23 protein-coding genes are annotated in these 22,907 nt (G+C 61.8%); 14 read left to right on the forward strand and 9 right to left on the reverse strand.

Annotated elements, in window-relative coordinates; genetic code table 11:
- Positions 1-23 precede the first annotated feature (23 nt).
- A complete protein-coding gene (locus FHX11_RS21255; protein WP_184360294.1) occupies positions 24-2,312 on the forward strand; it encodes a hypothetical protein in 2,289 nt (762 codons plus the stop codon).
- A gap of 75 nt (positions 2,313-2,387) precedes the next feature.
- Here the strand turns inward: FHX11_RS21255 and rpoH are convergent, their stop codons facing one another.
- Both rpoH and FHX11_RS21265 read right to left on the reverse strand, forming a co-directional pair.
- Entirely contained in the window at positions 2,388-3,296 is a 909-nt protein-coding gene (rpoH, locus tag FHX11_RS21260) for an RNA polymerase sigma factor RpoH (protein ID WP_184360297.1), read from the reverse strand.
- A gap of 365 nt (positions 3,297-3,661) precedes the next feature.
- Positions 3,662-4,687, reverse strand: a complete 1,026-nt coding sequence (locus tag FHX11_RS21265; protein ID WP_184360299.1) for an RluA family pseudouridine synthase — start codon at positions 4,685-4,687, stop codon at positions 3,662-3,664.
- A 49-nt stretch (positions 4,688-4,736) separates the two neighbouring features.
- Between FHX11_RS21265 and FHX11_RS21270 the strand changes: the two genes are divergently transcribed.
- Together FHX11_RS21270 and FHX11_RS21275 are read left to right on the forward strand one after the other, a co-directional pair.
- Complete coding sequence (locus FHX11_RS21270; RefSeq protein WP_184360302.1) at positions 4,737-5,114, forward strand: hypothetical protein; 378 nt, start codon at positions 4,737-4,739, stop codon at positions 5,112-5,114.
- 10 nt (positions 5,115-5,124) lie between these two features.
- On the forward strand, positions 5,125-5,958 hold the full coding sequence (locus FHX11_RS21275; protein WP_184360305.1) for an RNA methyltransferase: 834 nt from the start codon (positions 5,125-5,127) through the stop codon (positions 5,956-5,958).
- 33 nt (positions 5,959-5,991) lie between these two features.
- On the opposite strand, the gene FHX11_RS21280 is transcribed toward FHX11_RS21275, so the two are convergent.
- On the reverse strand, positions 5,992-7,155 hold the full coding sequence (locus FHX11_RS21280; protein ID WP_184360308.1) for a hypothetical protein: 1,164 nt from the start codon (positions 7,153-7,155) through the stop codon (positions 5,992-5,994).
- A 185-nt stretch (positions 7,156-7,340) separates the two neighbouring features.
- Positions 7,341-7,955: an EipA family protein gene (locus FHX11_RS21285; RefSeq protein ID WP_184360311.1), complete on the reverse strand. Its 615-nt coding sequence runs from the start codon at positions 7,953-7,955 to the stop codon at positions 7,341-7,343.
- A gap of 305 nt (positions 7,956-8,260) precedes the next feature.
- Between FHX11_RS21285 and FHX11_RS21290 the strand changes: the two genes are divergently transcribed.
- Both FHX11_RS21290 and FHX11_RS21295 read left to right on the forward strand, forming a co-directional pair.
- Positions 8,261-8,908 (forward strand): histidine phosphotransferase family protein, encoded by a 648-nt coding sequence (locus FHX11_RS21290; protein ID WP_184360314.1) that lies wholly within the window; start codon positions 8,261-8,263, stop codon positions 8,906-8,908.
- A 207-nt stretch (positions 8,909-9,115) separates the two neighbouring features.
- On the forward strand, positions 9,116-9,478 hold the full coding sequence (locus FHX11_RS21295; protein WP_184360317.1) for a response regulator: 363 nt from the start codon (positions 9,116-9,118) through the stop codon (positions 9,476-9,478).
- Between the two features lie 138 nt (positions 9,479-9,616).
- Here the strand turns inward: FHX11_RS21295 and ctrA are convergent, their stop codons facing one another.
- Entirely contained in the window at positions 9,617-10,318 is a 702-nt protein-coding gene (gene ctrA / locus FHX11_RS21300) for a cell cycle two-component system response regulator CtrA (protein WP_069611718.1), read from the reverse strand.
- 440 nt (positions 10,319-10,758) lie between these two features.
- Here ctrA and FHX11_RS21305 point away from each other — a divergent pair, with 440 nt between their 5' ends.
- The gene (locus tag FHX11_RS21305; RefSeq protein ID WP_184360320.1) at positions 10,759-11,115 is read left to right on the forward strand and encodes a flagellar export protein FliJ; all 357 of its coding nucleotides are present in this window, start codon (positions 10,759-10,761) and stop codon (positions 11,113-11,115) included.
- 167 nt (positions 11,116-11,282) lie between these two features.
- Here FHX11_RS21305 and FHX11_RS21310 read toward each other — a convergent pair whose 3' ends face one another.
- The 4 genes from FHX11_RS21310 to cysQ all read right to left on the reverse strand — a co-directional run bounded on the left by FHX11_RS21310 (position 11,283) and on the right by cysQ (position 13,290).
- Positions 11,283-11,564, reverse strand: a complete 282-nt coding sequence (locus FHX11_RS21310; RefSeq protein ID WP_184360323.1) for a GNAT family N-acetyltransferase — start codon at positions 11,562-11,564, stop codon at positions 11,283-11,285.
- A 15-nt stretch (positions 11,565-11,579) separates the two neighbouring features.
- Entirely contained in the window at positions 11,580-11,816 is a 237-nt protein-coding gene (locus FHX11_RS21315) for a hypothetical protein (protein WP_184360326.1), read from the reverse strand.
- Positions 11,817-11,886: 70 nt separating this feature from the next.
- On the reverse strand, positions 11,887-12,162 hold the full coding sequence (locus tag FHX11_RS21320) for a DUF1153 domain-containing protein (RefSeq protein WP_004107124.1): 276 nt from the start codon (positions 12,160-12,162) through the stop codon (positions 11,887-11,889).
- Between the two features lie 333 nt (positions 12,163-12,495).
- The gene (gene cysQ / locus FHX11_RS21325) at positions 12,496-13,290 is read right to left on the reverse strand and encodes a 3'(2'),5'-bisphosphate nucleotidase CysQ (protein ID WP_184360329.1); all 795 of its coding nucleotides are present in this window, start codon (positions 13,288-13,290) and stop codon (positions 12,496-12,498) included.
- A gap of 327 nt (positions 13,291-13,617) precedes the next feature.
- Here cysQ and FHX11_RS21330 point away from each other — a divergent pair, with 327 nt between their 5' ends.
- The 8 genes from FHX11_RS21330 (at position 13,618) to FHX11_RS21365 (ending at position 22,885) form a co-directional block, all read left to right on the forward strand.
- Positions 13,618-14,871, forward strand: a complete 1,254-nt coding sequence (locus FHX11_RS21330) for a sarcosine oxidase subunit beta family protein (protein WP_184360333.1) — start codon at positions 13,618-13,620, stop codon at positions 14,869-14,871.
- 13 nt (positions 14,872-14,884) lie between these two features.
- Positions 14,885-15,160, forward strand: a complete 276-nt coding sequence (locus tag FHX11_RS21335) for a sarcosine oxidase subunit delta (protein ID WP_184360336.1) — start codon at positions 14,885-14,887, stop codon at positions 15,158-15,160.
- A complete protein-coding gene (locus FHX11_RS21340) occupies positions 15,157-18,114 on the forward strand; it encodes a sarcosine oxidase subunit alpha family protein (protein ID WP_184360339.1) in 2,958 nt (985 codons plus the stop codon). Before FHX11_RS21335 ends, FHX11_RS21340 begins: the two co-directional genes overlap by 4 nt.
- 7 nt (positions 18,115-18,121) lie before the next feature.
- Positions 18,122-18,676 (forward strand): sarcosine oxidase subunit gamma family protein, encoded by a 555-nt coding sequence (locus tag FHX11_RS21345; RefSeq protein WP_184360342.1) that lies wholly within the window; start codon positions 18,122-18,124, stop codon positions 18,674-18,676.
- Between the two features lie 310 nt (positions 18,677-18,986).
- Entirely contained in the window at positions 18,987-19,889 is a 903-nt protein-coding gene (locus FHX11_RS21350) for a branched-chain amino acid ABC transporter permease (RefSeq protein WP_184360345.1), read from the forward strand.
- A gap of 4 nt (positions 19,890-19,893) precedes the next feature.
- Positions 19,894-21,285, forward strand: coding sequence for a high-affinity branched-chain amino acid ABC transporter permease LivM (livM, locus tag FHX11_RS21355; RefSeq protein WP_184360348.1), 1,392 nt, complete (start codon positions 19,894-19,896; stop codon positions 21,283-21,285).
- Positions 21,285-22,157, forward strand: a complete 873-nt coding sequence (locus FHX11_RS21360; protein ID WP_184360350.1) for an ABC transporter ATP-binding protein — start codon at positions 21,285-21,287, stop codon at positions 22,155-22,157. The genes livM and FHX11_RS21360 overlap by 1 nt, the downstream gene beginning before the upstream one ends.
- Positions 22,157-22,885 (forward strand): ABC transporter ATP-binding protein, encoded by a 729-nt coding sequence (locus tag FHX11_RS21365; protein ID WP_184360352.1) that lies wholly within the window; start codon positions 22,157-22,159, stop codon positions 22,883-22,885. Before FHX11_RS21360 ends, FHX11_RS21365 begins: the two co-directional genes overlap by 1 nt.
- The last annotated feature ends 22 nt before the right edge of the window (positions 22,886-22,907 follow it).

The raw sequence follows: 22,907 nt of genomic DNA on the forward strand, positions 1-22,907 counted from the left end.
CCGGGCATCATGAGAAAGTACTGATGGCGGATTTTGTAGCAGTCATTCGGCGGGCCGTGGACGGCCTCACCGAAAACACTCCCGAGATGCGGGTCAAGGTTTACGAGCGAGCTCGTGGTGCCGTTACGCGGCAGCTCGAGAGCATGAAGCCGCGCCCGCCGGAAGACATGCTACGCCGCCAGCTTGACAAGCTCGAGGCCGCGATCGTCGAGGTCGAGGCGGAACATGCCGAAGCCTTGCCGGCGGGTGAAGAGCCTGTTGCCGAAGTGCCTGTCGTCCAGGAGGAACCGCAAGCAGCGCCCCCTGAAGAGCCGCATGTCGTCGAAGAGCATCCGGTAGAAGAGCCCGAGCCGGTTGCTGCCGAGACCCATGCGGAAGAGGAAGTCGCGGCTTACGCTTCCAAACACGAAGAGCCTGCCTACGAAGAGGCTGCCCCTGTTCATCACGAGGCGGTGGATCATCACGAGCCCACGCAGGAATGGCACGAAGCACCGCAAGAGCAGGAGCCCGTGGCGGCGCATCACGCCGAGGCTTATGTTGAGCCCGTGCACGAGGAGCCTCTTCATGAAGAGCCCGCTCATGAAGAGAGTCATCAGGACGAGCCGCAGTATCCTGCGGAAGAGCTGTCGCCGGTAGCGGCGTCTGAGCCCGAACATGTCGCGCAACGGTCTCATGTGGCTCATTCCCCGGCGGATGACGTCATCAGCCAGGTCGAGGAAATCTGGGCCGAAGTCGACGCGCCGTCGAAGCGTGTCGACGCCGAGCCGGCCATGCCGGCCGCAGCCTTCACGCCGGCGCCCTTCGGGCATCCCGTCGAAGAGCCGGCTGCCCAGAAGGGACGCGAGGCGGACAAGGGCTTTGTCTGGGATGCGGATGTTTTCGAAGAACTGCAGCCGTCGCAGGCCGCCAAGCCGGTGCAGCCGGCGCGGCAGATGCCCGACAATGCCTTTGACGATGTCGATCTTTTTGCCGATGTGCATGCCGCACCGAAAGCGGCGCCGAAGGATGAGGCCGACAGCGATGGCTGGCGCGAGCTGAAGGAGCTTGCCGGCTTCGACAAGCTCGCAGCGGAAGGGGAGCGCGGCTCCTCGGTTCCGCCCGATCTCGATCAGGGCATGACGGCGCGGCTGCAGGGCAAAAGCTTCCGCATGGAGCCAAAGCGCCGGCGCGTCAGTGTCGTCGGCATCGTCGTGACGCTGATCGGCCTTGCGGCGGTTGCCGGCGGCGGCTATGCCGCATGGCTGAACCGCGAAGCGCTCAACAAGATGGTGACGGACCTTATCAGCTCCGCGCCGCAGACCACTGCCACGGGGGCGCCGTCGACGTCCGAGACGGCCAGCAACGGCTCCGCGCCCAGTGCTTCGCCGCCGCCGGCAACGGCGCCCGCGCAGAGCAACAATGCCGCCGGACAGCAGCCGGCGGCTGGCAACACCAATGTTGCCGCGCTCGACAACGATCCGAATACGGTCAATACCAAGTTTACCCAGCGCCTGCTGGCAAATGGCAGCGAAGAGGATGCAGGTCCGGCTGCGGGCGGACCGTCGGGCGTGGCCGAGGGCAAGTCCGTCGCCGAGCAGAATGTCGCTTCCGCCGCACCCGCGGCCAGCGCGCCGGCGGCTCCCGCCGCCAACGGCGCGGATGCCGGCCAGGCGCAGGCGCAGGCACCCGCGGCGGCGCCACCGGCGGCCACACCGCCGGCTGCCGATCAGCAGGCAGCGGCCGGTACCCAGCAGACCGCGCCGGCAGCCGATGGCCAGAAGGTATTTCTCTATGAGGAACGCCTCGGCCAGACCTCGCCCACGGCCTTCCAGGGAACCGTGACCTGGTCGCTGCAGGAAGGCAAGGGAGCCGATGGGCGGCCGGAGCCCTCTGTCCAGGGCCTTATCAGCGTGCCCGAGCGTGGGCTGACGGCCACGATCACCGTGTCGCGCAATTCCGACTCCTCGCTGCCGGCAAGCCATCTGGTGGAACTCGCCTTCCAGGTGCCGCCGAACTTCGAGGGTGGCGCGATCGACAACGTACAGCGCATCGCGCTCAAGTCGACCGAGCAGGACCGCGGCGATGCGCTGATCGCCGTGCCGGCGAAGGTGACCGACGATGTCTACATGGTCGCGCTCAACGACTTCCCGGATGCCCGCAAGACCAATCTCGATCTCCTGAAGAGCCGTAACTGGATCGACATTCCGGTGGTCTACCGCAATGGCCGCCGCGCCCTGCTGACCATGGAAAAGGGCCCAACCGGCACCGACGCCTTCAACAAGGCGATCGCCGAATGGCAGGCGCTGGGCGGCATGGCCTCGAGCGGTCAGTAACCCGCATCGCACAAGCAGACATTAAAAAAGGCGGGCCTTGCGGTCCGCCTTTTTGTTGATCGTGCGAGAGGGACTTCAGGCGGTCGCGTCGACCACGCGCAAAGCCTTGGCGCGCTCCAGCGCATCCTTCTGCACGGCCTCCTGGACCTTTTCGAAAGCACGGACTTCGATCTGGCGGACGCGCTCGCGGCTGATGTCGAATTCGGACGAGAGATCCTCCAGCGTCACCGGTTCTTCGGCCAAGCGGCGAGCCTCGAAGATGCGGCGTTCGCGGTCGTTCAGGACACCCATGGCGCGCGCCAGCATGTGGCGGCGCGTGTCGAGTTCGTCCTGTTCGATCAAGACGTCTTCCTGGCTGTCGTGGTCATCCACCAGCCAGTCCTGCCACTGGCCGGAATCGCCTTCCGAAGCCTTGATCGGCGCATTCAGCGAAGCGTCGCCCGAGAGGCGGCGGTTCATCGAAATGACCTCTTCCTCGGAGACGTTCAGCTTGGTGGCGATCTCGGAGACATGCTCCGGCTTCAGGTCACCGTCGTCGATGGCCTGAATACGGCCCTTCAGGCGGCGCAGGTTGAAGAACAGCCGCTTCTGGTTGGCGGTCGTGCCCATCTTCACCAGCGACCACGAGCGCAGGATATATTCCTGGATCGAGGCCTTGATCCACCACATGGCATAGGTCGCCAGGCGGAAGCCGCGTTCCGGGTCGAACTTCTTGACGGCCTGCATGAGGCCGACATTGCCTTCCGACACCACTTCGCCGATCGGCAGGCCGTAACCGCGATAGCCCATGGCAATCTTCGCCACGAGGCGCAGATGGCTGGTGACGAGCTTATGCGCGGCCTGACGGTCGGCATGTTCCGCATAGCGCTTGGCGAGCATGTACTCTTCCTGCGGCTCCAGCATGGGGAACTTGCGGATTTCGTCGAGATAACGGTTGAGGCCGGCTTCGCCGGCAGCGATGGTCGGTAAGGTATTCCGGGCCATGAATTGCACCCTCCTATTCGAGATCTGGCCTCTTCTGGAAGCGTATTGCGCGCCTTTTGCGAAGCAGACCAAGCCGTGCAGGTCTGAAGACCCCGCACTAAACCAATATGTAGATAAGTACGGCGAAACAGTGATTCAAGAATGCGGTCACGCAGGTGTTACCTCGGCGTGACAGCCAGGTCCGCCGTGCTCTTGCCCTTGGGGTCGTTATCCCGAATGTTCCGGCGCTGCCAGATGCAGCCATCCCAGCCCTTCGAAAATGCGATTGCGTTTTCGATCAACCGAAGGGTGCGCCGGAGTTCGGTTCCACCATTATTATAGGCCCAGGAAAGGCAAGCGTCCAGCTGCCTGTTCGCTGCCGCTATCTATTCCCTGAGTGCTGAGACCAGCTCTTCCATGTCGTCAGGCAGCGGCGCTTCGAAATGCATCACCTCGCCGGTGCGCGGATGTTCGAATTGCAGGAGATAGGCGTGCAGCGCCTGGCGCGGGAAGCGGTTGACGGCCTCCTTCGCCGCATCCGGCAGCAGGTTGGCCTTGGTCTTGAAGCCGCCGCCATAGACGACATCGCCGAGCAAGGGGTGACCGATATGCGCCATATGGACGCGGATCTGGTGGGTGCGGCCCGTCTCCAGCCGGCAGTCGATCAGCGAGGCGAGTGCCGTGGCGTCGGGGGACTCGTGAAAGCGCTCCAGCACTTCGTAATGCGTAATCGCCTCGTCCGCATCCGGATTGCCCGGGCGTTTGACCGCACGCCGCGTCCGGTCGGCGGTGGAGCGTCCGAGCGGAGCATCGATCGTACCGATGAGTTGGCGGGGGCGGCCCCAGACGATCGCCTGATAGGCGCGCTCCAGCGAAGTCGTGCGGCCGTGGTCGGCAAATTGCAGCGACAGATGCCGGTGGGCGAGGTCGTTCTTGGCGACGACCATGACGCCGGTCGTGTCCTTGTCCAGACGGTGAACGATGCCCGGCCGGCGCACGCCGCCGATGCCGGAAAGGCTGTCGCCGCAATGATGGATCAGCGCGTTGACCAGCGTGCCGGTCCAGTTGCCGGCGGCGGGATGAACGACGAGACCAGCCGGCTTGGAGATGACGATGACATCGTCATCCTCATAGAGGACGTCGAGCGGAATGTCCTCGCCCTGGGGCGTCGGGTCTTCGGGCTCGGGCAGGCTGATCTCGTAGATGTCGCCGGGGCGCACCTTGCGCTTGGCGTCGGTGACGGGCGTGCCCTTGAGCAGGACCGCATTGGCCTTGATCAGCGCCTGGATGCGGCTACGGGAGAAATCCTCACCGATTTGCGCCGTCAACCAGGCATCGAGGCGGCCTTCGGCGGATTCATCGGCGGTTAGGACTTTTCTATTGCCCGCGGCTTCTTTAAAGGGGTCGCTCAAACGCATTCTCCGGCGCCACGGGCGCTCTTCAGGAAATAAGGACGCATCGATGACGAATCTCGAGCCAGACGATCAAGAGGAAAAGCCCCTCGATCCGGCCCTGGAGAATGTCCGACGCAAGATGGTCCGCCTGCAGATCGTCTCGGTGGCCATCATGGTGGTGAGCCTTATGGCGGTGTTCGGCGCCGTTGTCTACAAGACGATGCGCATCCCGGCCAAGCCTGTGGCTTCGGCGACGTCGAATGTTCCCTCGGATGCCCCGGTTGCCGTCAGCGCCGCCTTGCCGCAGGGCTTCACCGTACAGTCCACGGCGCTGTCCGGCAGTCAGGTGCTGTTCTATGGCACTCTGGCCAGCGGCCAGCGCCAGGCTGTCGTCTTCGATTACGCCGTCGGCCGTATCGTCGCGACCATATCGCTCTCCAATTGACGGCTTTGCCATGAGCGGCGACCGGCTGATCGAGATTACGCATCCCGACGATCCGCGCATCGCCGAATTCCGCGATATTCGCGAGCGTGATCTGACCGGCCGCGAGAGCCGCTTCATCGCCGAGGGAACGGTGGTGCTGCGGCTGCTTGCCGAGGCGCATGCGACGGAGGGGGATTTCGTCGCCGAAAAAGTGCTGCTGCTGCGCAATCGCGTTGACGGCCTGGAGGCGGTTCTCGCGGCTTTCCCGACGGATGTGCCTGTTTATGTCGCCGATGGCCCGATACTGGACGGCATCGTGGGGTTCCACCTGCATCGCGGCGTGTTGGCGCTCGGCCGGCGCAGGGCCGCGAGCGACGATATGGACGCGTTTCTCGATCGCTTGCCCGAGCGTGCGCTGGTTCTCGTCGGATGCGGCATCTCCAACCATGACAATGTCGGCTCGATGTTCCGCAATGCCGCGGCCTTCGGCGCCGATGCGCTGCTGCTGGACGACACCTGCTGCGATCCGCTCTATCGCAAGGCGCTGCGTGTTTCCGTGGGCTCGGTGCTCACCGTGCCCTATCGCCGGCAACTGAGCGATGTCGATCTATTGGCGGCGCTCGCGTCACGCGGCTTTGCCATCTGGAGCTTGTCGCCGCGCGGGGAGACCGACATTCGCTCGGTGCCGCCTGCCGAGCGCATGGCGCTCGTCGTCGGCACAGAAGGAGAGGGGCTGCCGCAGGCGATCCTTTCGCGCTTCGGCAGCGTGCGGATACCGCAGGCGCCCGGCCTGGATAGCCTGAATGTCGCAACGGCGAGCGGCATTGCCCTTTTCGAGATGGCGTCCCTGCTCGGTCGGGTCTGAAATCCTGTCTCTCTAGGAGCTTGTCGCCGAACCTTACGGCTGCTTCCGCAGCAGCTCTGCGGCGCGATGGGCGAGGCTGATACGTCCGTCCTGGCCGGTTATTTCGGCGTCCTTCGGCAGGAGATCGAAGATCGGTGACGCGTCACCTTCCTTGCGGGCGGTCAGTGCCACCATGTTGGCGGCAATCGTGGCGATCTCTTCGCGTATGGCTTGGTCGTGCGAAGGTGCTCGCGCCTTGGACAGGCGGTCCGAAAGGGCGGCGGCGCGATTGCGCACATCTTCCGTCAGGTGAGCGATGTCGTCTTCCACGCTGTACTCCGGTTGCGACGGGTCGTCGTTCTTTTCCGCCGCTGTCTTCACGATCTTCGGTCCGGCTGGCGGTTTTGTTCCATTCGCGCGCTTGCCGGCCGGTTTCGCCCCGCCGCCATTGAGGGCCTCCAGCTTTTCCTTCAGTCGCGCGACATCCTGTGCGTGGCGCTCGATCGCGGTTTCGCGGTCGGCATTGCCGGCAATCTCGCGGTCCAGCCGTTCCTCGAGCTTTTGCGCCTTGTCGCTTTCCTGGCCAAGCCGCAATTCGGCATCCTTGGCGCGCTGGCTTGCCTGGTTCAGGTCCTTGCGCAGCGTATCACGTTCGTCACGCAGTGTGTTGATGCGCAATTTCAAGCTCTCGATTTCCGTCTCGCGAGCCGCCAGGTCGATCTTCAGGTTGTCGGTGTCGGCCGCCATCTTGGTCATGCGCTTGCGCAGGCCGTCGATGTCGGCATCCTTTTCGGCGCTTGCCTGTTCGGCCGCGTGCATGCCGGATTTGAGCTGGCTGATATAGCTTTCCTCACGGCGCAGACGGGAGCGCAATTCGCCGGCCTCGGTCTCCAGATCGTCGATCTGCGTCTGCAAGGCGCCATTTTCCGCGGCGAAGCGGCTTGCTTCCTGCTGAAACTTGCCGTTCTGAATCAGCAATGCGACGCCCTTGTCGCGCTCCTGTGTCAGCGCCTGCTCGGTCCTGGCGTTTTCAGCCGCGAAAAGGGCGCGGGCCATGTCCTTCTGCGCCCGCACTTCCTGCGGGCTCAGTGGCATTGTCGCCTTCAGCCGCTTTTCGGTGAACCAGACGATGCGGCGATGAACGGCCGGTGCGATGAGGAAGCCCAGGAAGGCGGCGGTCAGAAAGCCCAATCCAAACAGCAGAGCAAATTGAATCACGACGCAGCCTGCATCCAGGAGTTAAATTCGATATCGATGAACTGATTAAGCATGCGGGCAGGCCGACGGGCAAGGGTTTAAATCGGATATGGTTTACTGGCGCGCGGCCGTCCCATGGCAAGAAAAGGCCCGCGAGAGGCGCGGGCCAGGTGGTCGAACGCTTGGGAGGGATGTCGTTCGACAGCTCAGAAGGGGTTCCATGTCGCGCTCGGCGTTACCTTGAGGTAGCCGAGATTGACGCCGAGGCGGGCGCCGAGGCCGGTGCGGATCGGCACGAGCACGATATTGTTGTTTTTCAGCACGGTCATGCCGAAGCCGGCGACGACGAAGGCCTGGCCACTGACGCCGCCGAAACGGGTATAGACGCTGTTGATGCTCGGCAGGTCATACACCAGCATCATCACGCGGGCGCCCTGGCCGCCATAATCGAAGCCGAGGGACGGTCCCTGCCAATAGAGCGGGTGTTCGCCGGCATTCTTGGTGTTGAGCTGGCCCTCGCCATAGGTCAGGCCGGCGATGAAGGCGCCGGAGCCTTCCTGGCCGAGGATATATCCGTTCGGCAGGCCATATTGCTGAAAGGCGCGCTCGACCACCTTGGCGAGGCCGCCGCTGGTGGAGCCGAAGAAGGAATGGCCGGCATCGACGATTTCCTGCATCGAATAATTGTTGTTGGTGGGCGCGGCGGCGGCCTGACGAACCGGCAGCGCGTAACTTACGAACGCAACGATGGCCAAGAGCAGACCGAGGCCGACCGTTCTCGTGCCGGGGCAGGGCATTCTCTTCAGGAGTTCATAGCGCATGTCAGTCATCCGTTCATCATGGTCGGTGCGAATCGGGAGCATGGACAGGACGCATTCCAATGAATGCGCGAAGGCCCTGCTCCCATCCAGACTGTGTCCGCCCGATTTCCGCATGGCGATTCGCGCGCGAAAAAGTCTGGTGGTGATGAACGCATTTTGCGTCGATCATCTTAACAATCGGTTTACCAAATATGGTGTCTTTATGGCGTGTGGTACGCCGCCTGCGGCAATCCTCGGGCAATCTTGCCGTGGCACGTAAGACATTATACGGCGTTCCGCCTTTGTCAGCATTCAGGAGACAATGAATGTCGAAGAATCCGAACCTCACCTTGACCGGACCGGATCTGGCCGCGCTGCTGTGCAGCCGCGTTTGCCATGATGTGATCTCGCCGGTCGGTGCCATCAACAATGGTCTGGAACTGCTCGACGAGGGCGGCGCCGATGCGGATGCGATGGATCTGATCCGCACGAGCGCGCTCAATGCTTCCGTCCGCCTCAAGTTTGCCCGTCTCGCCTTCGGCGCCTCGGGTTCGGTCGGCGCCTCGATCGACACGGGCGAAGCCGAGCGTGCCGCCAAGGATTTCGCCGAGGCTGAGAAGAAGACCGCGGTGAGCTGGATCGGCCCACGCGCCATCATCGCCAAGAACCGCGTGAAGCTGCTGCTCAATCTCTTCCTCGTCGCCTATGGCTCGATCCCGCGCGGCGGCAATATCGAGGTGACGCTGGAAAATCCCGATCTCGAGGCAAAGTTCACCATCACGGCCAAGGGCCGGCTGATGCGTGTGCCGCCGAAATTTGCGGAAATCTGCTCCGGCACGCTGGAGGAGGCGGTCGATGCCCATTCGATCCAGCCCTATTACACCGTGCTGTTGGCCGACGAGAGCGGCATGGAACTTTCCTACAACGCCACCCCGGAAGAACTGACCTTCGTCGCCGCCATGCGCGGCGAGTAAGCGGTCCGCCCGATCGATGCTGCGAACCCCGCGGCCGGATTTCCGGCGGCGGGGTTATCTTTGCGTGTGTCATCGAAAAATAGAAATCTTTCGGTTGTCCCGCGCAATTGAAGACAGAACGGTAACGAATCCTTAGCCTCGCGCGCCTATCGTCCCAATTTGAAGTGGGTGTCCGATCGATGGCGACCGGGCGCGAAGGAGCGGATAATGCAGCGGTTCATGATTACGGATACGTCGGATGTCGTACGCAAGGTCGGCAAGCGCATTCTGTCCGAGCTGGATTTTCTCGTGAGCGAAGCAGGCGATGCCCGCGAGGCCCTGGCACGCTGCCAGGCCGAACTTCCCGATTATCTGATCGTCGATGCCGGCATGGAAGGCGCTCTCGATCTGATCTCCAGCATCCGCGCCATGCCGAACGGCAAGGACGTGAAGATCTACTACTGCGTCATCGAGGCGGATCTGCGCAAGCTGATGGCCGGAAAGCGGGCCGGCGCCACCGATTTCCTGCTGAAGCCTTTCGACCGCAAGATCCTGACCGCCGTTTTCGGCAACCGCGCCATCGCCGCCTGATCGCGCCGGTCTATATATAAAGACCTGATCGGCAGTCGCCCTTTTCGGGCGGCTTTTGTCGTTCATCGGCCCTGCAAACGAAAAATCCCGCCTGAGAAGGCGGGATTTCGATTGGTGCGGCGGTGCGGGGTAGGCGGCTCAGGCGCTTTCGGCGAAATCGCTGCTGTCGGGCTCGCGCAGCACATAGCCGCGGCCCCAGACGGTTTCGATATAGTTGGCGCCGCCGGCGGCATTGGCGAGCTTCTTGCGCAGCTTGCAGATGAAGACGTCGATAATCTTCAGTTCCGGTTCGTCCATGCCGCCATAAAGGTGGTTCAGGAACATTTCCTTGGTGAGCGTGGTGCCCTTGCGGAGCGAAAGCAGCTCCAGCATCTGGTATTCCTTGCCGGTCAGGTGCACGCGCTGGCCACCGACTTCGACGGTCTTGGCGTCGAGATTGACGATCAGCTCGCCGGTCATGATCACCGACTGGGCATGACCCTTGGAACGGCGGACGATGGCGTGAATGCGGGCTACCAATTCATCCTTATGAAAGGGTTTGGTCATATAGTCGTCAGCGCCGAAGCCGAGGCCGCGAACCTTGTCTTCAATGCCGGCCATGCCGGAGAGGATGAGGATCGGCGTCTTGACCTTCGACAGGCGCAGCGTGCGAAGCACTTCGTAGCCGGACATGTCGGGAAGGTTAAGATCGAGCAGAATGATGTCGTAGTCGTAGAGCTTTCCGAGATCGACGCCTTCTTCACCGAGATCGGTGGTGTAGACGTTGAAACTTTCGGATTTGAGCATCAGCTCGATGCTCTGCGCTGTCGCGCTGTCGTCTTCAATGAGTAGAACCCGCATAATTATCCCCTTTACCGCCGCCGAAAGGTCGTCAGCCCCCTACGCGATACCGAACAAATCACTGCCTGATTTGGAAGCTGCCATGGAATGGTTAACAAATTCTGATTCACTCTGGCAAGTCGTATCGAATTTATTAAATAATTTTTCCATTGCACTGTTTTCCAACAACAATCAGGAAAAGCGACCTCTAAAGTATTGCATTAAGAAACTGCTCCAAGTGATTCATCTGACTCATCAATGCCGACATATCGAATTCCACTGCCGGCATTTACTGACCCTTAAATCATTGCCCCTATCATTAACGATGCCCGTAAACGAAAGGTTACCAGCGGTAGGTTTTTGTTAAGATCGCTGGAAATTTTTTTAACCAAACCGTCTCAAAGCGGTGCGGAGGGGCATAATATCGAGAGCCGGGGTCTCGCATCACGGGAGTAATGCGTATGAAGTCACGTGAGAGCCTAACGCGCCTGAAGGAGTTTCAGGTGAACGAAAAACGCCGTCAATTGCAGCAGTTGCAGATGATGATGGCGGAATTCGACCGCATGACAAAGGATCTGGAAAGCCAGATCGTGCTGGAAGAGAAAAAGTCCGGCATTTCCGACCCTAACCATTTCGCCTACCCGACCTTTGCGAAGGCCGCGCGTCAGCGTGCGGACAACCTGCAGGTGTCGATCCGGGAATTGCAGGTGCAGGAAGAGACGTTGGAAACGTCGCTTGAGGAAATGCAGGCCGAATATGCCAAGGCGGCAGCCTTGGAAGAGCGTGATGGCGCTGGTCCTGTAAGGGCACGCGCCTGACTTAACCGTTCCGCCCGTTGCTTTTCAGACTGCGTTCCGAACCAGGAACGATCCGGAGGCGGGGAAGCGGCGGAAGGGTACGAAAGCCGTGCATGACTGGCCAAAATCGGGCCGGCCATGCACGGTTTTTTGTGTTTGTGCCGCGCCGGCCGTTTCGCGATCCGCCTTTATGAATTCACGACATCGTTCCAGTCCGGATGACGCAGCGCCTGCGCCTTGAAGAAGGGGCAGAGCGGGATGATTTTCCAGCCGCCGCGCCGGGCTTCTTCGACGGCATGGAGGGCGAGTGCCTGGCCGACGCCCTTGCCGCGAAGCGCATCCGGAACGCCGGTATGGTCGATGATGATGAGTTTGGCGGAGGTGCGCGAAAAGGTCATCTCGGCCTCATGGCCCTCGAGCGTGGCGACGTAGCGGCCGCCCGATACCTTGTCTTCGTTGCGGATTTCCATGGTCATTTTCCCCAATCATTGCGTGCGGGGAGATTGGCATGCGCCCGGCGGACTGCCAACCGTCGGAATCGGCAACGCATTGTCTTGTTTTCGGATATAGGTGCTCGATGCCGGATGAAGATTTAAAAAGTCCATCTGGACGGTTTGAAGCCCGGAGCAAGGAGCGCTGCCGTCCTGATCGACAGGCATTGCCTCGATCGGCGGAGCCGCCATGGTATTTTCCACACCGGTCTTACCATGATTTCGGGCCATTTCCCTGTCCTAGCGAGAAGGAGAACGGCCCGAAAAGAAGATCAAATGGTTATTGCGTCTGTTGCAGCCGTCAGTGACGGTACTGCTGTATGCGGGTCGTCCGCAGGCCGGCGAGGCCATGGGTGTTGATGGACGACTGCCAGGAGAGGAATTCTTCGACAGTGAGCGTATAACGTTCGCAGGCTTCTTCCAAGCTCAGCAGGCCGCCACGGACAGCGGCGACAACCTCGGCCTTACGACGGATGACCCAGCGGCGCGTGTTCGGCGGCGGAAGGTCTGCTATCGTCAGCGGGCTGCCATCGGGGCCGATGACATACTTCACTCGGGGACGTATCATTTCGGTCATTGGACTCTCTACACATACTCAAGACCACGGGAGGCACTCTAGCCTGCCACATTTAAAAATTGCCTAAGCGCATAGTAACACTTTGCTAAGAATTTTAAGAAAAGCCGCTAAGGGCTGATTTACACACGACTTAATGCCGCCAAAGCTCAAGCAATCCCCCTGTATTTTACGGGGGAAAGCAGGCGCCCCACTATTTTTCGTCAGTAAAAACTTACGATTACGGATCGAAAACCAGAGCGTTCCTGTGCTTCGTGGAGGCGCTGAAACGCTCTAACCTTTTGTTTTTGCGCGATTCCGGGCGGAAAACCGCTTCGCATTTTTCCTGGAGCTGTTTCAGGCGTCGACCAGATTTTCCTTGCCGCCCCAGCAGATGAAATTGGGGTTGGCGAAATCGCAATCGTCGCTCTGGTCGGTCTTGCCATAGGCGAGGGGGCGGCCGTCGAGGGTGACGGTCGAGCCGCCGGCGGCGCGCAGGACGGCATCGCCGGCCGCCGTGTCCCACTCCATCGTGCGGGTAAAGCGCGGATAGACGTCGGCCTTGCCTTCGGCGAGCAGGCAGAATTTCAGGGAAGAGCCGATCGAGGTGCAGGCGGAAACGGCGTTTTCCGCCAGGAAGCTGTCCGTGCGCGGGCTGCTGTTGCAGCGGCTGGCGAGCGCCAGCAGCCTGTCCGGCCGCGCCCGTACGGCAATGGCCGTGCGCTTGGTGACGGCGAAGGTCTCGGAGATGGTGAGCTTCCATGCCTTGCCGGCCTCGCCGGTGAAGGCGATGCCGAGCGCGGGAGCGAAAACGATGCCGGCGACCGGGGTGCCGTTCTTGATGTAGGCGATGTTGACGGTGAATTCGTCGCGGTGGTCGATGAATTCCCGCGTGCCGTCAAGGGGATCGACGAGGAAGAAGGCGCGGCCGCGAATGTCCGGGATCCGGCCAGCCGCCACGGATTCCTCGGCGACGGCGGGAATATCTGGAAAGTCGTGGGCCAGATGCTCGAGGATGATATGTTCGGCGCGTTCATCGGCGACGGTGACAGGGCTTTTGTCCTGCTTCAAGGCGACAGCGCAGCCCGCACGGTAGACCTCCAATATGGCCTTACCTGCCTCGAGGGCCGCTTTTTCGAATGTCGCGAGCATCTGCCTCTTCGTCTTTCCGCAGCTCGTCTGCGTTTCAATTCTAGGAATACAATATCTAGGACGCCTTCACCATGAAGTGTAGACGCCATGCCGATCACGTTTTCATCGCCTAGCTATTGTATCGTGACTTCGCAACGGCCTGTTGCGTTCGGATGCCGGCCGCGGCCATGTCCGGGCGGATGCGTGTTCTTTTGGATACAGCCGAGCCCGCCGTCACGGGCGTTCGGGAAGACGTTGGTCCCTTGCGGCGGATTTTCCATCCTTTCGGGACTTGTCGTTTTTATTGCATGTGCGAATGTGCGGCCGGGTAGAGATCGGGATCAATAGATGCGTTATTCGGCTTATCAGGTTCTGAAGCAGGCGCTTTCAGGAAACCGTCATTGGCAACCTGTATGGCGGACCCCTGAGCCGAAGCCGCATTACGACGTCATCATTGTCGGCGGTGGCGGCCATGGACTGGCGACGGCCTATTATCTCGCCAAGGAGTTCGGCATCACCAATGTCGCCGTCCTGGAAAAGAGCTATCTCGGTTCCGGCAATGCCGGCCGCAACACCACGATCATCCGCTCCAACTATCTGCTGCCGGGCAACGAGCCCTTCTACGAGTTTTCCATGCAGCTCTGGGAAGGGCTGGAGCAGGATTTCAACTATAATGCCATGGTCTCCCAGCGCGGGGTTCTGAACCTTTTCCATTCCGACGGCCAGCGCGACGCCTATGCCCGCCGTGGCAACGCCATGCGCATGCACGGGGTCGACGCGGAGCTTCTCGATCGCGAGCAGGTCCGGCGGATGATGCCCTATCTCAATTTCGAGCATGGCCGCTTCCCGATCCTTGGCGGGTTGCTGCAGCGGCGTGGCGGCACGGCGCGCCACGATGCCGTCGCCTGGGGCTATGCGCGCGGCGCCGACAGCCGCGGCGTCGATCTCATCCAGCAATGCGAGGTGGTCGGTATTCGTCGTGACGAGGGCGGCAGCGTGACGGGCGTCGAAACGACGCGCGGCTTCATCGGCTGCAACAAGCTGGCGCTGGCGGCGGCCGGCCATACCTCCATTCTCGGCCGAATGGCGGATCTGGAGCTGCCGATCGAAACCCATGTGCTACAGGCTTTCGTTTCCGAAGGTCTGAAGCCGGTGATCGACCATGTCATCACCTATGGGGCCGGGCATTTCTACATTTCGCAATCCGACAAGGGCGGCTTGGTCTTCGGCGCCGATATCGACTACTACAGTTCTTATGCGCAGCGCGGCAATCTCGCGACCGTCGAGCATACGATGGAGGAGGGGGTGTCGCTGATCCCCGGCCTGTCGCGCCTTCGCGTGTTGCGCACCTGGGGCGGGGTCATGGATATGAGCATGGACGGCTCGCCGATCATCGACCGCACGCCGATCGACAATCTCTATCTGAACTGCGGCTGGAACTATGGTGGCTTCAAGGCGACACCGGCCTCCGGTTTCTGCTTCGCGCATCTGATCGCCAAGGGCGAGAGCCACGAGGTCAGCCGCCTCATGCGCCTCGACCGCTTCGAGCGCGGTTTTGCGATCGATGAAAGCGGCAAGGGGCCGCAGCCGAACCTGCATTGAGGGCACGATACCGATGGCAAGCTTGATCACCTGCCCGCATTGCGGCACGCGCCCGAAGGAAGAATTCACCATCCGCGGCGCCGCCGTCACTCGCCCGGCACCGTCGGCGCCGGACGAGGACTGGCATCGCTATGTCTTCATTCGCGACAATGAACGCGGGCGCATTTCCGAATATTGGCATCATGCGGCCGGCTGCCGCCGATGGCTCGTCGTCGAGCGCAGCAATGTCACCCACGAGGTCTTTTCCGTCACCGATGCCGCCGACAAGGCGCGGGAGGCGGCGCAATGACGGCCTATCGTCTTTCCGCCGGCGGTCTGGTCAACCGCAGCCGGCCGCTTTCGTTCACCTTCGACGGCAAGGAGATCAAGGGGCTGGAGGGCGATACGCTCGCCTCCGCTCTTCTCGCCAATGACCAGCTCCTGGTGGGTCGCAGTTTCAAATATCACCGGCCGCGCGGCATCCTCACCGCCGGTTCGGCCGAACCCAATGCCCTGGTGACCGTCGGCAAGGATGGGCGTGCCGAGCCGAACACGCGGGCGACCGTCGCCGAGCTCTATCAAGGCCTGAGCGCGGTCAGTCAGAACCGCTGGCCGTCGCTGAAATATGATTTTGCCTCGATCAACGGGTTGCTTTCGCCCTTCCTCGCTGCCGGCTTCTACTACAAGACCTTCATGTGGCCGGCCGCCTTCTGGGAGAAGGTCTACGAGCCGCTGATCCGCCGTGCCGCTGGTCTCGGCAAGGCGGCGATGCAGCCCGACCCGGACCGCTATGAAAAAGCCTGGGCGCATTGCGACCTGCTGGTGATCGGTTCCGGCCCGGCCGGATTGATGGCGGCGCTGACGGCCGCGCGCGCCGGGCTGCGCGTCATTCTCGCCGACGAAGGGTTTCGTCTTGGCGGCTCGCTGCTGTCGGAGAGACTGTCCATCGGCGATGTCGCGGCGGACGCCTTCGTGCAGGCGGCGCTGGAGGAGCTTCAGGGGTTTGCGCATGTCACGCTGATGCCGCGCACCACCATCTTCGGCTGGTATGACGACAATGTCTTCGGCGCGGTGGAAAAGGTGCAGAAGCATGTGGCTATGCCCCCGTCCGATCTGCCGGTCGAGCGCCTGTGGCGCATCGCCGCCAAGCGCGCCATCCTGGCGACCGGCGCCGAGGAGCGGCCGCTGGTCTTCGGCGGCAATGACAGGCCGGGCGTGATGATGGCGGGCGCGATGCGCAGCTATCTCAATCGTTACGGTGTTGTTGCCGGACAGAAGGTGGCGGTGTTCACCAATGGGGGTTCCGGCTACCGCACGGCGCTGGATCTGGCGGCGGAAGGCGTCGAGATAGCGGCCATCATCGATACGCGCGGTGCGTCCGGCGATGTGGCTCCCGAGGGCGTGCGGGTTATCCATGGCGGCACCGTGCAAGCCACGAAGGGCCGGCATCGCATCAGCGGCGTCATCGCCGATCGCGGCGGGCTGGACGAGTTCGTGGCCTGTGATGCGCTGGCGATGTCGGGCGGCTGGTCGCCGATCATCCATCTCGCCTGCCAGCGCGGCGCAAAGCCGGTCTGGTCGGACGAGAAGCAGGCCTTCCTGGCGCCGACGGTCGGCGGGGCGCTGGAGATCGCCGGCGCGGCCGCGGGCGTCGAAAGCGTCTCGGGCTGCCTTGCCGATGGCGCGGCCAAGGCACGGCTGGTGATCGAAAGCCTTGGCCACAAGGTGCATGCGGCCGAGATGCCCGAGGTCGAGGGCGACTACGATCCGTCCTTCGCGGCGATCTGGCATCTGCCCGGCGCCAGGGACAAGGCCTTCGTCGATTTCCAGAACGACGTCCATACCAAGGATCTGGGTCTAGCGCTGCGCGAAGGCTTCGGTCATGCCGAGCATGCCAAGCGCTATACGACCAGCGGCATGGCGACAGACCAGGGCAAGCTCGGCAATGTGAATGCCGCAGGGATCATCGCCGGCATGCGCGGCGTCAGCCCGGCCGCCGTCGGCACCACGACCTTCCGGCCCTTCTACACGCCTGTCTCGTTCGGCGCCATGGCGGGCACGTCGCGCGACAAGCATGCCAAGCCGGTCCGGGAATCGCCGCTGCACGGCTGGGCGAAGAGGAATGGCGCTGTCTTCGTCGAATCCGGCCTTTGGTATCGCTCGGCCTGGTTTGCGCGCCCAGGCGAAAGGAGCTGGCGCGACAGCGTCGATCGCGAGGTGCTCAATGTCCGGTCCAATGTCGGCCTTTGCGATGTCTCCACGCTCGGCAAGATCGAGGTCTTCGGCAGGGATGCGGCGGAATTCCTCAACAGGCTCTATTCCAACGCCTTCCTGAAGCTGCCGATCGGCAAGGCACGCTACGGGCTGATGCTGCGCGAGGACGGGATGGTTTTCGACGACGGCACGGTGAGCCGCCTCACGCCGGACCATTTCTTCCTGACGACGACCACGGCGATGGCGGGCGAGGCTATGGCGCATATGGAGTTCTGCGCCCAGACCCTGTGGCCGCAGCTCGACGTGCGTTTCGTCTCTTCGTCGGATCAATGGGCGCAGATGGCGATTGCCGGGCCGAAGGCGCGGCTGGTTCTGGAGCAGATCGTCGAGGACGATCTATCCGACGCGTTCTTCCCCTTCCTCTCTGCCTCGGAGGTCATGCTGAAGGGCGGGTTGAAAGCGCGGTTGTTCCGTATCTCTTTTTCCGGGGAGCTTGCCTATGAACTTGCCGTTCCCGCCGGCTATGGCGAGGCGGTGGCGGATGCGATCATGGAGGCGGGCAAGGCGCAAGGCATTTGCGCCTACGGTGTCGAGGCGCTGAACGTGCTGCGCATCGAGAAGGGGCATGTCACCCACAATGAGCTCGACGGCCGCACGACGCCCGACGACGTCGGCCTCGGCCGAATGATGGCGACGCAGAAGCCGGATTTCGTCGGCAAGCGGCTTTCGACCCGTTTCGGTCTCACCGCCGCGGATCGCGGACAGCTCGTCGGCCTGAAGCCGATCGATCCCGTCAAGGACATCCGGGCGGGCGCGCATCTCCTGAAAGAGGGCGCCAAACCGTCGACGGCGAATGACCAGGGGCATGTGTCCTCCGCCTGCTTCTCGCCGGTGCTCGGCCATTCCATAGGGCTTGCTTTCCTCAAATCCGGCCGGGAGCGGCTTGGCGAACATGTGATCGTCTGGGACGGATTGCGCGGCGAGGAGGTTCCGGCCGAAGTCTGTCATCCGGTCTTCGTCGATCCCGACAACAAGAAGCTGCAGGGGTGAGGCACCGATGAGCGTCGCGTATCAGAACAGGCATGTGCTGGAAGATCATATTTCCGGCTTTGAGGCCGCACCCAACCCGAATCATCTCGCCGTCGTCCGCCGCCCGGTCATCTTTTCCGTGCTTGGCCACGGAGGATGGGAGGATTGGGCCTTGGCGGCGCTCAAGGCCATGCCCGATATTTCCGTGCGCCAGGCCGGGCCGGGGGAATGGCTGGCGGTATCCGAAACGCTCGGAGCCGAGAGCCTGGCTCGCGATCTTGCCCTGCTCGACCCGGCCCGTATCTCCTTTTTCGAGCAGAGCGACGGCCGCGTAATATTGCGCCTGTCCGGCCCGAGCATTCGCCGGATCCTGGCGAAATGCGTGGCGGTCGACCTCTATCCGCAGGCCTTCGCCGAAGGGCAGTCGGCCAATATGCTGTGCTGCCATGTCGGCGCCAATCTCGCGCGAACCGGTCCGGATCGTTTCGAGATCATCGTGCCGCGCTCCTATGCCGGCAGCGTGTTCGAGGAGCTGATGGAGATGGGCCGCGAGTTTGCCTTGACGGCGGGTTTCGCCGACTGAACGCATGATCGCGATCGGCAGGGAGCGAGCCTCCGTGGCGGCTCGTTTCTGAGAAGATATTTTCGGCTTGGATAATCCAGCGGGCCGTCCTGGCTATTTTTGAGCCAGAATATGCCGTTTTTCTATCATTTTTGGCTCGAAATGCGTCATCGCACGGCAAATTGAAAAGAATTTGTCAATTTCATGCCTTTTTGGCTTCACATTTCCTTCGAAAACAGTATGGAATCGCCCCCACGGCACCCCTCTCAAGGGGCGCTCAAACCAATAAGAGATGCGGTCGACAGACTCCGTATCCAGGGGAAATGAACATATGGATTATTTTATCCAGCAGCTCCTCAACGGGCTGACTCTCGGGTCCATTTATGGCCTGATCGCCATCGGTTACACCATGGTTTATGGCATCATCGGCATGATCAACTTTGCCCATGGTGATGTTTTCATGCTTGGCGGTTTCGCTGCTCTCATCACATATCTGGTTCTGGTATCGCTCTTCGCCGGTCTGCCGGTGGCGATTCTGCTGCTGGTCATGCTCATCGTCGCCATGCTGATGACGAGCCTGTGGAACTGGGTGATCGAGCGTATCGCCTACAGGCCCCTGCGGGGTTCGTTCCGACTGGCGCCGCTGATCACGGCGATCGGCATGTCGATCGTGCTGTCGAACTTCATCCAGGTTGCCCAGGGCCCGCGCAACAAGCCGATCCCGTCCATGGTGAGCGATGTCTACAATTTCGGCGGCGTTTCGCTGTCGCTGAAGCAGATCATCATCTTCGTCATCACGGTCGTTCTGCTTGCCGCCTTCTGGTATCTGGTCAACAAGACGGCGCTTGGCCGCGCCCAGCGCGCCACCGAACAGGATCGCAAGATGGCGGCGCTGCTCGGCATCAATGTCGACCGCACCATCTCCGTCACCTTCATCATGGGTGCGGCGCTCGCGGCCGTCGCTGGCACGATGTATCTGATGTATTATGGCGTCGCCAATTTTGCCGACGGCTTCACCCCCGGCGTCAAGGCATTCACGGCAGCCGTCCTCGGCGGGATCGGCTCGCTTCCGGGCGCCGTGCTCGGTGGATTGATGATCGGTTTCATCGAGTCGTTCTGGTCGGGCAATTTCGCTATCGCGTATAAGGATGTGGCGACCTACGGCATCCTGGCCTACGTGTTGATCTTCAAGCCGACGGGTATCCTCGGACGGCCGGAAGTCGAGAAGGTATAAGGCCATGGCAAATTCAAACTTCGTTGCAGGCAAGACCGCGCCCGGCCTTGTCCGGAAGGGACTTATCGACGCCTTCTGGACAGCGCTCATCTCCTTCGGAATGTTCGTGCTCTATATCGGTCTGAAGACCGAGCAGAACATGGACAACCAGCTGGTGATCGTCCAGCGCTGGGGCCTGTTGGCATCCATCGTTGCGATCGCGACCGTTGGCCGTTTCGTCATGACGGTTTTCGTGCGGCCGCAGCTCGATGCGATCAAGGAAGCCAAGGCGAAAGCGGCGCCGGTTGCCGCCGAGCCGGGTTTCGTCTCGAAGAATTTCAACAAGATGGCGCTGGCCTTCCTGCTCGTCTATCCGATACTGGCGGTGGCGCTTTTCGGTCCGCAGGGATCGCTGACCTATGTCGACAATTTCGGCATCCAGATCCTGATCTATGTGATGCTGGCCTGGGGGCTGAACATCGTCGTCGGTCTCGCCGGCCTGCTCGACCTCGGCTATGTCGCCTTCTATGCGGTCGGCGCCTATTCCTATGCGCTGCTATCGGCGCATTTCGGCCTGTCCTTCTGGTTGCTCCTGCCCCTGTCCGGCATCCTGGCGGCGCTCTGGGGCATGATCCTCGGTTTTCCCGTGCTGCGCCTGCGTGGTGATTACCTCGCCATCGTGACGCTGGCCTTCGGGGAAATCATCCGCCTTGTGCTCATCAACTGGACGGATGTGACCAAGGGCACCTTCGGTGTCTCCAACATCACCAAGGCGTCGTTGTTCGGTCTCTATACCTTCGATCTCAAGGACCCGCACAATATCATCCGGACTCTCGGCCTGCCGATGTCGTCGGCCTGGTACAAGATCTTCCTGTTCTACGTCATCCTGGCGCTTTGCATGCTGACGGCCTATGTGACGATCCGGCTGCGCCGCATGCCGATCGGCCGCGCCTGGGAAGCCTTGCGCGAGGATGAGATCGCCTGCCGCTCGCTCGGCATCAACACGGTGACGACCAAGCTGACGGCTTTCGCCACCGGTGCGATGTTCGGCGGCTTCGCCGGCTCGTTCTTCGCAGCGCGTCAGGGCTTCGTGTCGCCGGAATCCTTCGTGTTCCTGGAATCGGCCGTGATCCTCGCCATCGTCGTTCTCGGCGGTATGGGCTCGCTGAAGGGTATCGCCATCGCCGCGATCGCCATGATCGGCGGCACGGAACTGCTGCGCGACATGGATTTCCTCAAATTGTTCTTCGGTGCCGACTTCACCCCCGAACTCTACCGCATGCTGATCTTCGGTCTCGCCATGGTGGTCGTCATGATCATCAAGCCGCGCGGCTTCGTCGGCACCCGTGAGCCGACCGCCTTCCTCAAGGAGCGAAAAGCGGTGTCAGGCAGCTTTATCAAGGAGGGCCACGGCTGATGAACGCTGTGACCGCAACCCCGGACGACATCCTGCTGAAGGTCGAGCATCTCTCGATGCGCTTCGGCGGCCTGATGGCCATCAACGACTTTTCCTTCGAAGCCAAGCGCGGCGATATCACCGCGCTGATCGGGCCGAACGGTGCCGGCAAGACGACGGTTTTCAACTGCATCACCGGTTTCTACAAGCCGACGATGGGGATGATCACGCTCAACCAGAAGAGCGGCAAGCAATATCTGCTCGAGCGGCTGCCGGATTTCCGCATCACCCGCGAAGCCAAGGTGGCGCGTACCTTCCAGAATATCCGCCTGTTTTCGGGCCTGACCGTGCTCGAAAACCTGCTGGTGGCCCAGCACAACAAGCTGATGCGGGCCTCTGGCTATACGGTGCTGGGTCTGCTTGGAATCGGCAAATACCGTGCCGAGGCCAAGAATGCGATCGAGCTGGCACGTTTCTGGCTGGAGAAGGCCGATCTCATCGATCGCGCCGACGATCCGGCAGGCGATCTCTCCTACGGTGCCCAGCGCCGCCTGGAAATCGCGCGCGCCATGTGCACCGGTCCGGAGCTTCTATGCCTGGATGAGCCGGCCGCCGGTCTCAACCCGCGTGAATCGCTGGTGTTGAACGAGTTCCTGCGCAGCATCCGCAAGGATGCCGACACCTCGATCCTGCTGATCGAGCATGACATGTCGGTGGTCATGCAAATCTCCGACCATGTCGTCGTGCTCGAATACGGGCAGAAGATTTCCGATGGGACGCCGGACGAGGTCAAGAACGATCCCAAGGTGATCGCGGCCTATCTCGGTGTCGAAGATGAAGAAGTGGAAGAGGTGATTGCCGAAGTCGAGCACCTCCAAGAGGGCGAAAACTGATGACGGGGCAACCGCTTCTGAAAGTTGATGGTGTCGAAACCTATTACGGCAACATCCGTGCCCTTGCCGGCGTCAATGTCGAAGTCAACAGCGGCGAAATCGTCAGCCTGATCGGTGCCAACGGCGCCGGCAAGTCGACCCTGATGATGACGATCTGCGGCAGCCCGCAGGCGCGTACCGGTTCCGTGATTTTCGATGGTCGCGATATCACCCATATGCCGACGCACGAGATTGCCCGGCTGCGTATCGCGCAGTCGCCGGAAGGGCGTCGCATCTTCCCGCGCATGACGGTCTATGAGAATCTGCAGATGGGCGCGAGCCTCGACAAGCTCAAATATTTCAACGAGGACGTCGAGAAGATCTTCGCGCTTTTCCCGCGCCTGAAGGAGCGCCAGTCGCAGCGCGGCGGCACGCTGTCGGGCGGCGAGCAGCAGATGCTGTCGATCGGCCGCGCGCTGATGGCGCGCCCGAAGCTGCTCCTGCTCGATGAACCGTCGCTGGGTCTCGCGCCCCTGATCGTCAAGGGTATTTTCGAGGCCATCAAGGTTCTGAACCAGACCCAGGGCCTGACGGTGTTCCTGGTCGAGCAGAATGCTTTTGCCGCGCTGAAGCTTTCCGACCGGGCCTATGTCATGGTCAACGGCCGGGTGACGATGAGCGGCACCGGCAAGGAGCTGCTGGCCAATCCGGAAGTGCGTTCGGCCTATCTCGAAGGCGGCCACCATTGAGCCCCGTTTCGCGGAGAATTTG

Origin of the sequence: Rhizobium sp. BK602, from assembly GCF_014195095.1 — a bacterium.
Taxonomy (GTDB): Bacteria; Pseudomonadota; Alphaproteobacteria; order Rhizobiales; family Rhizobiaceae; genus Rhizobium.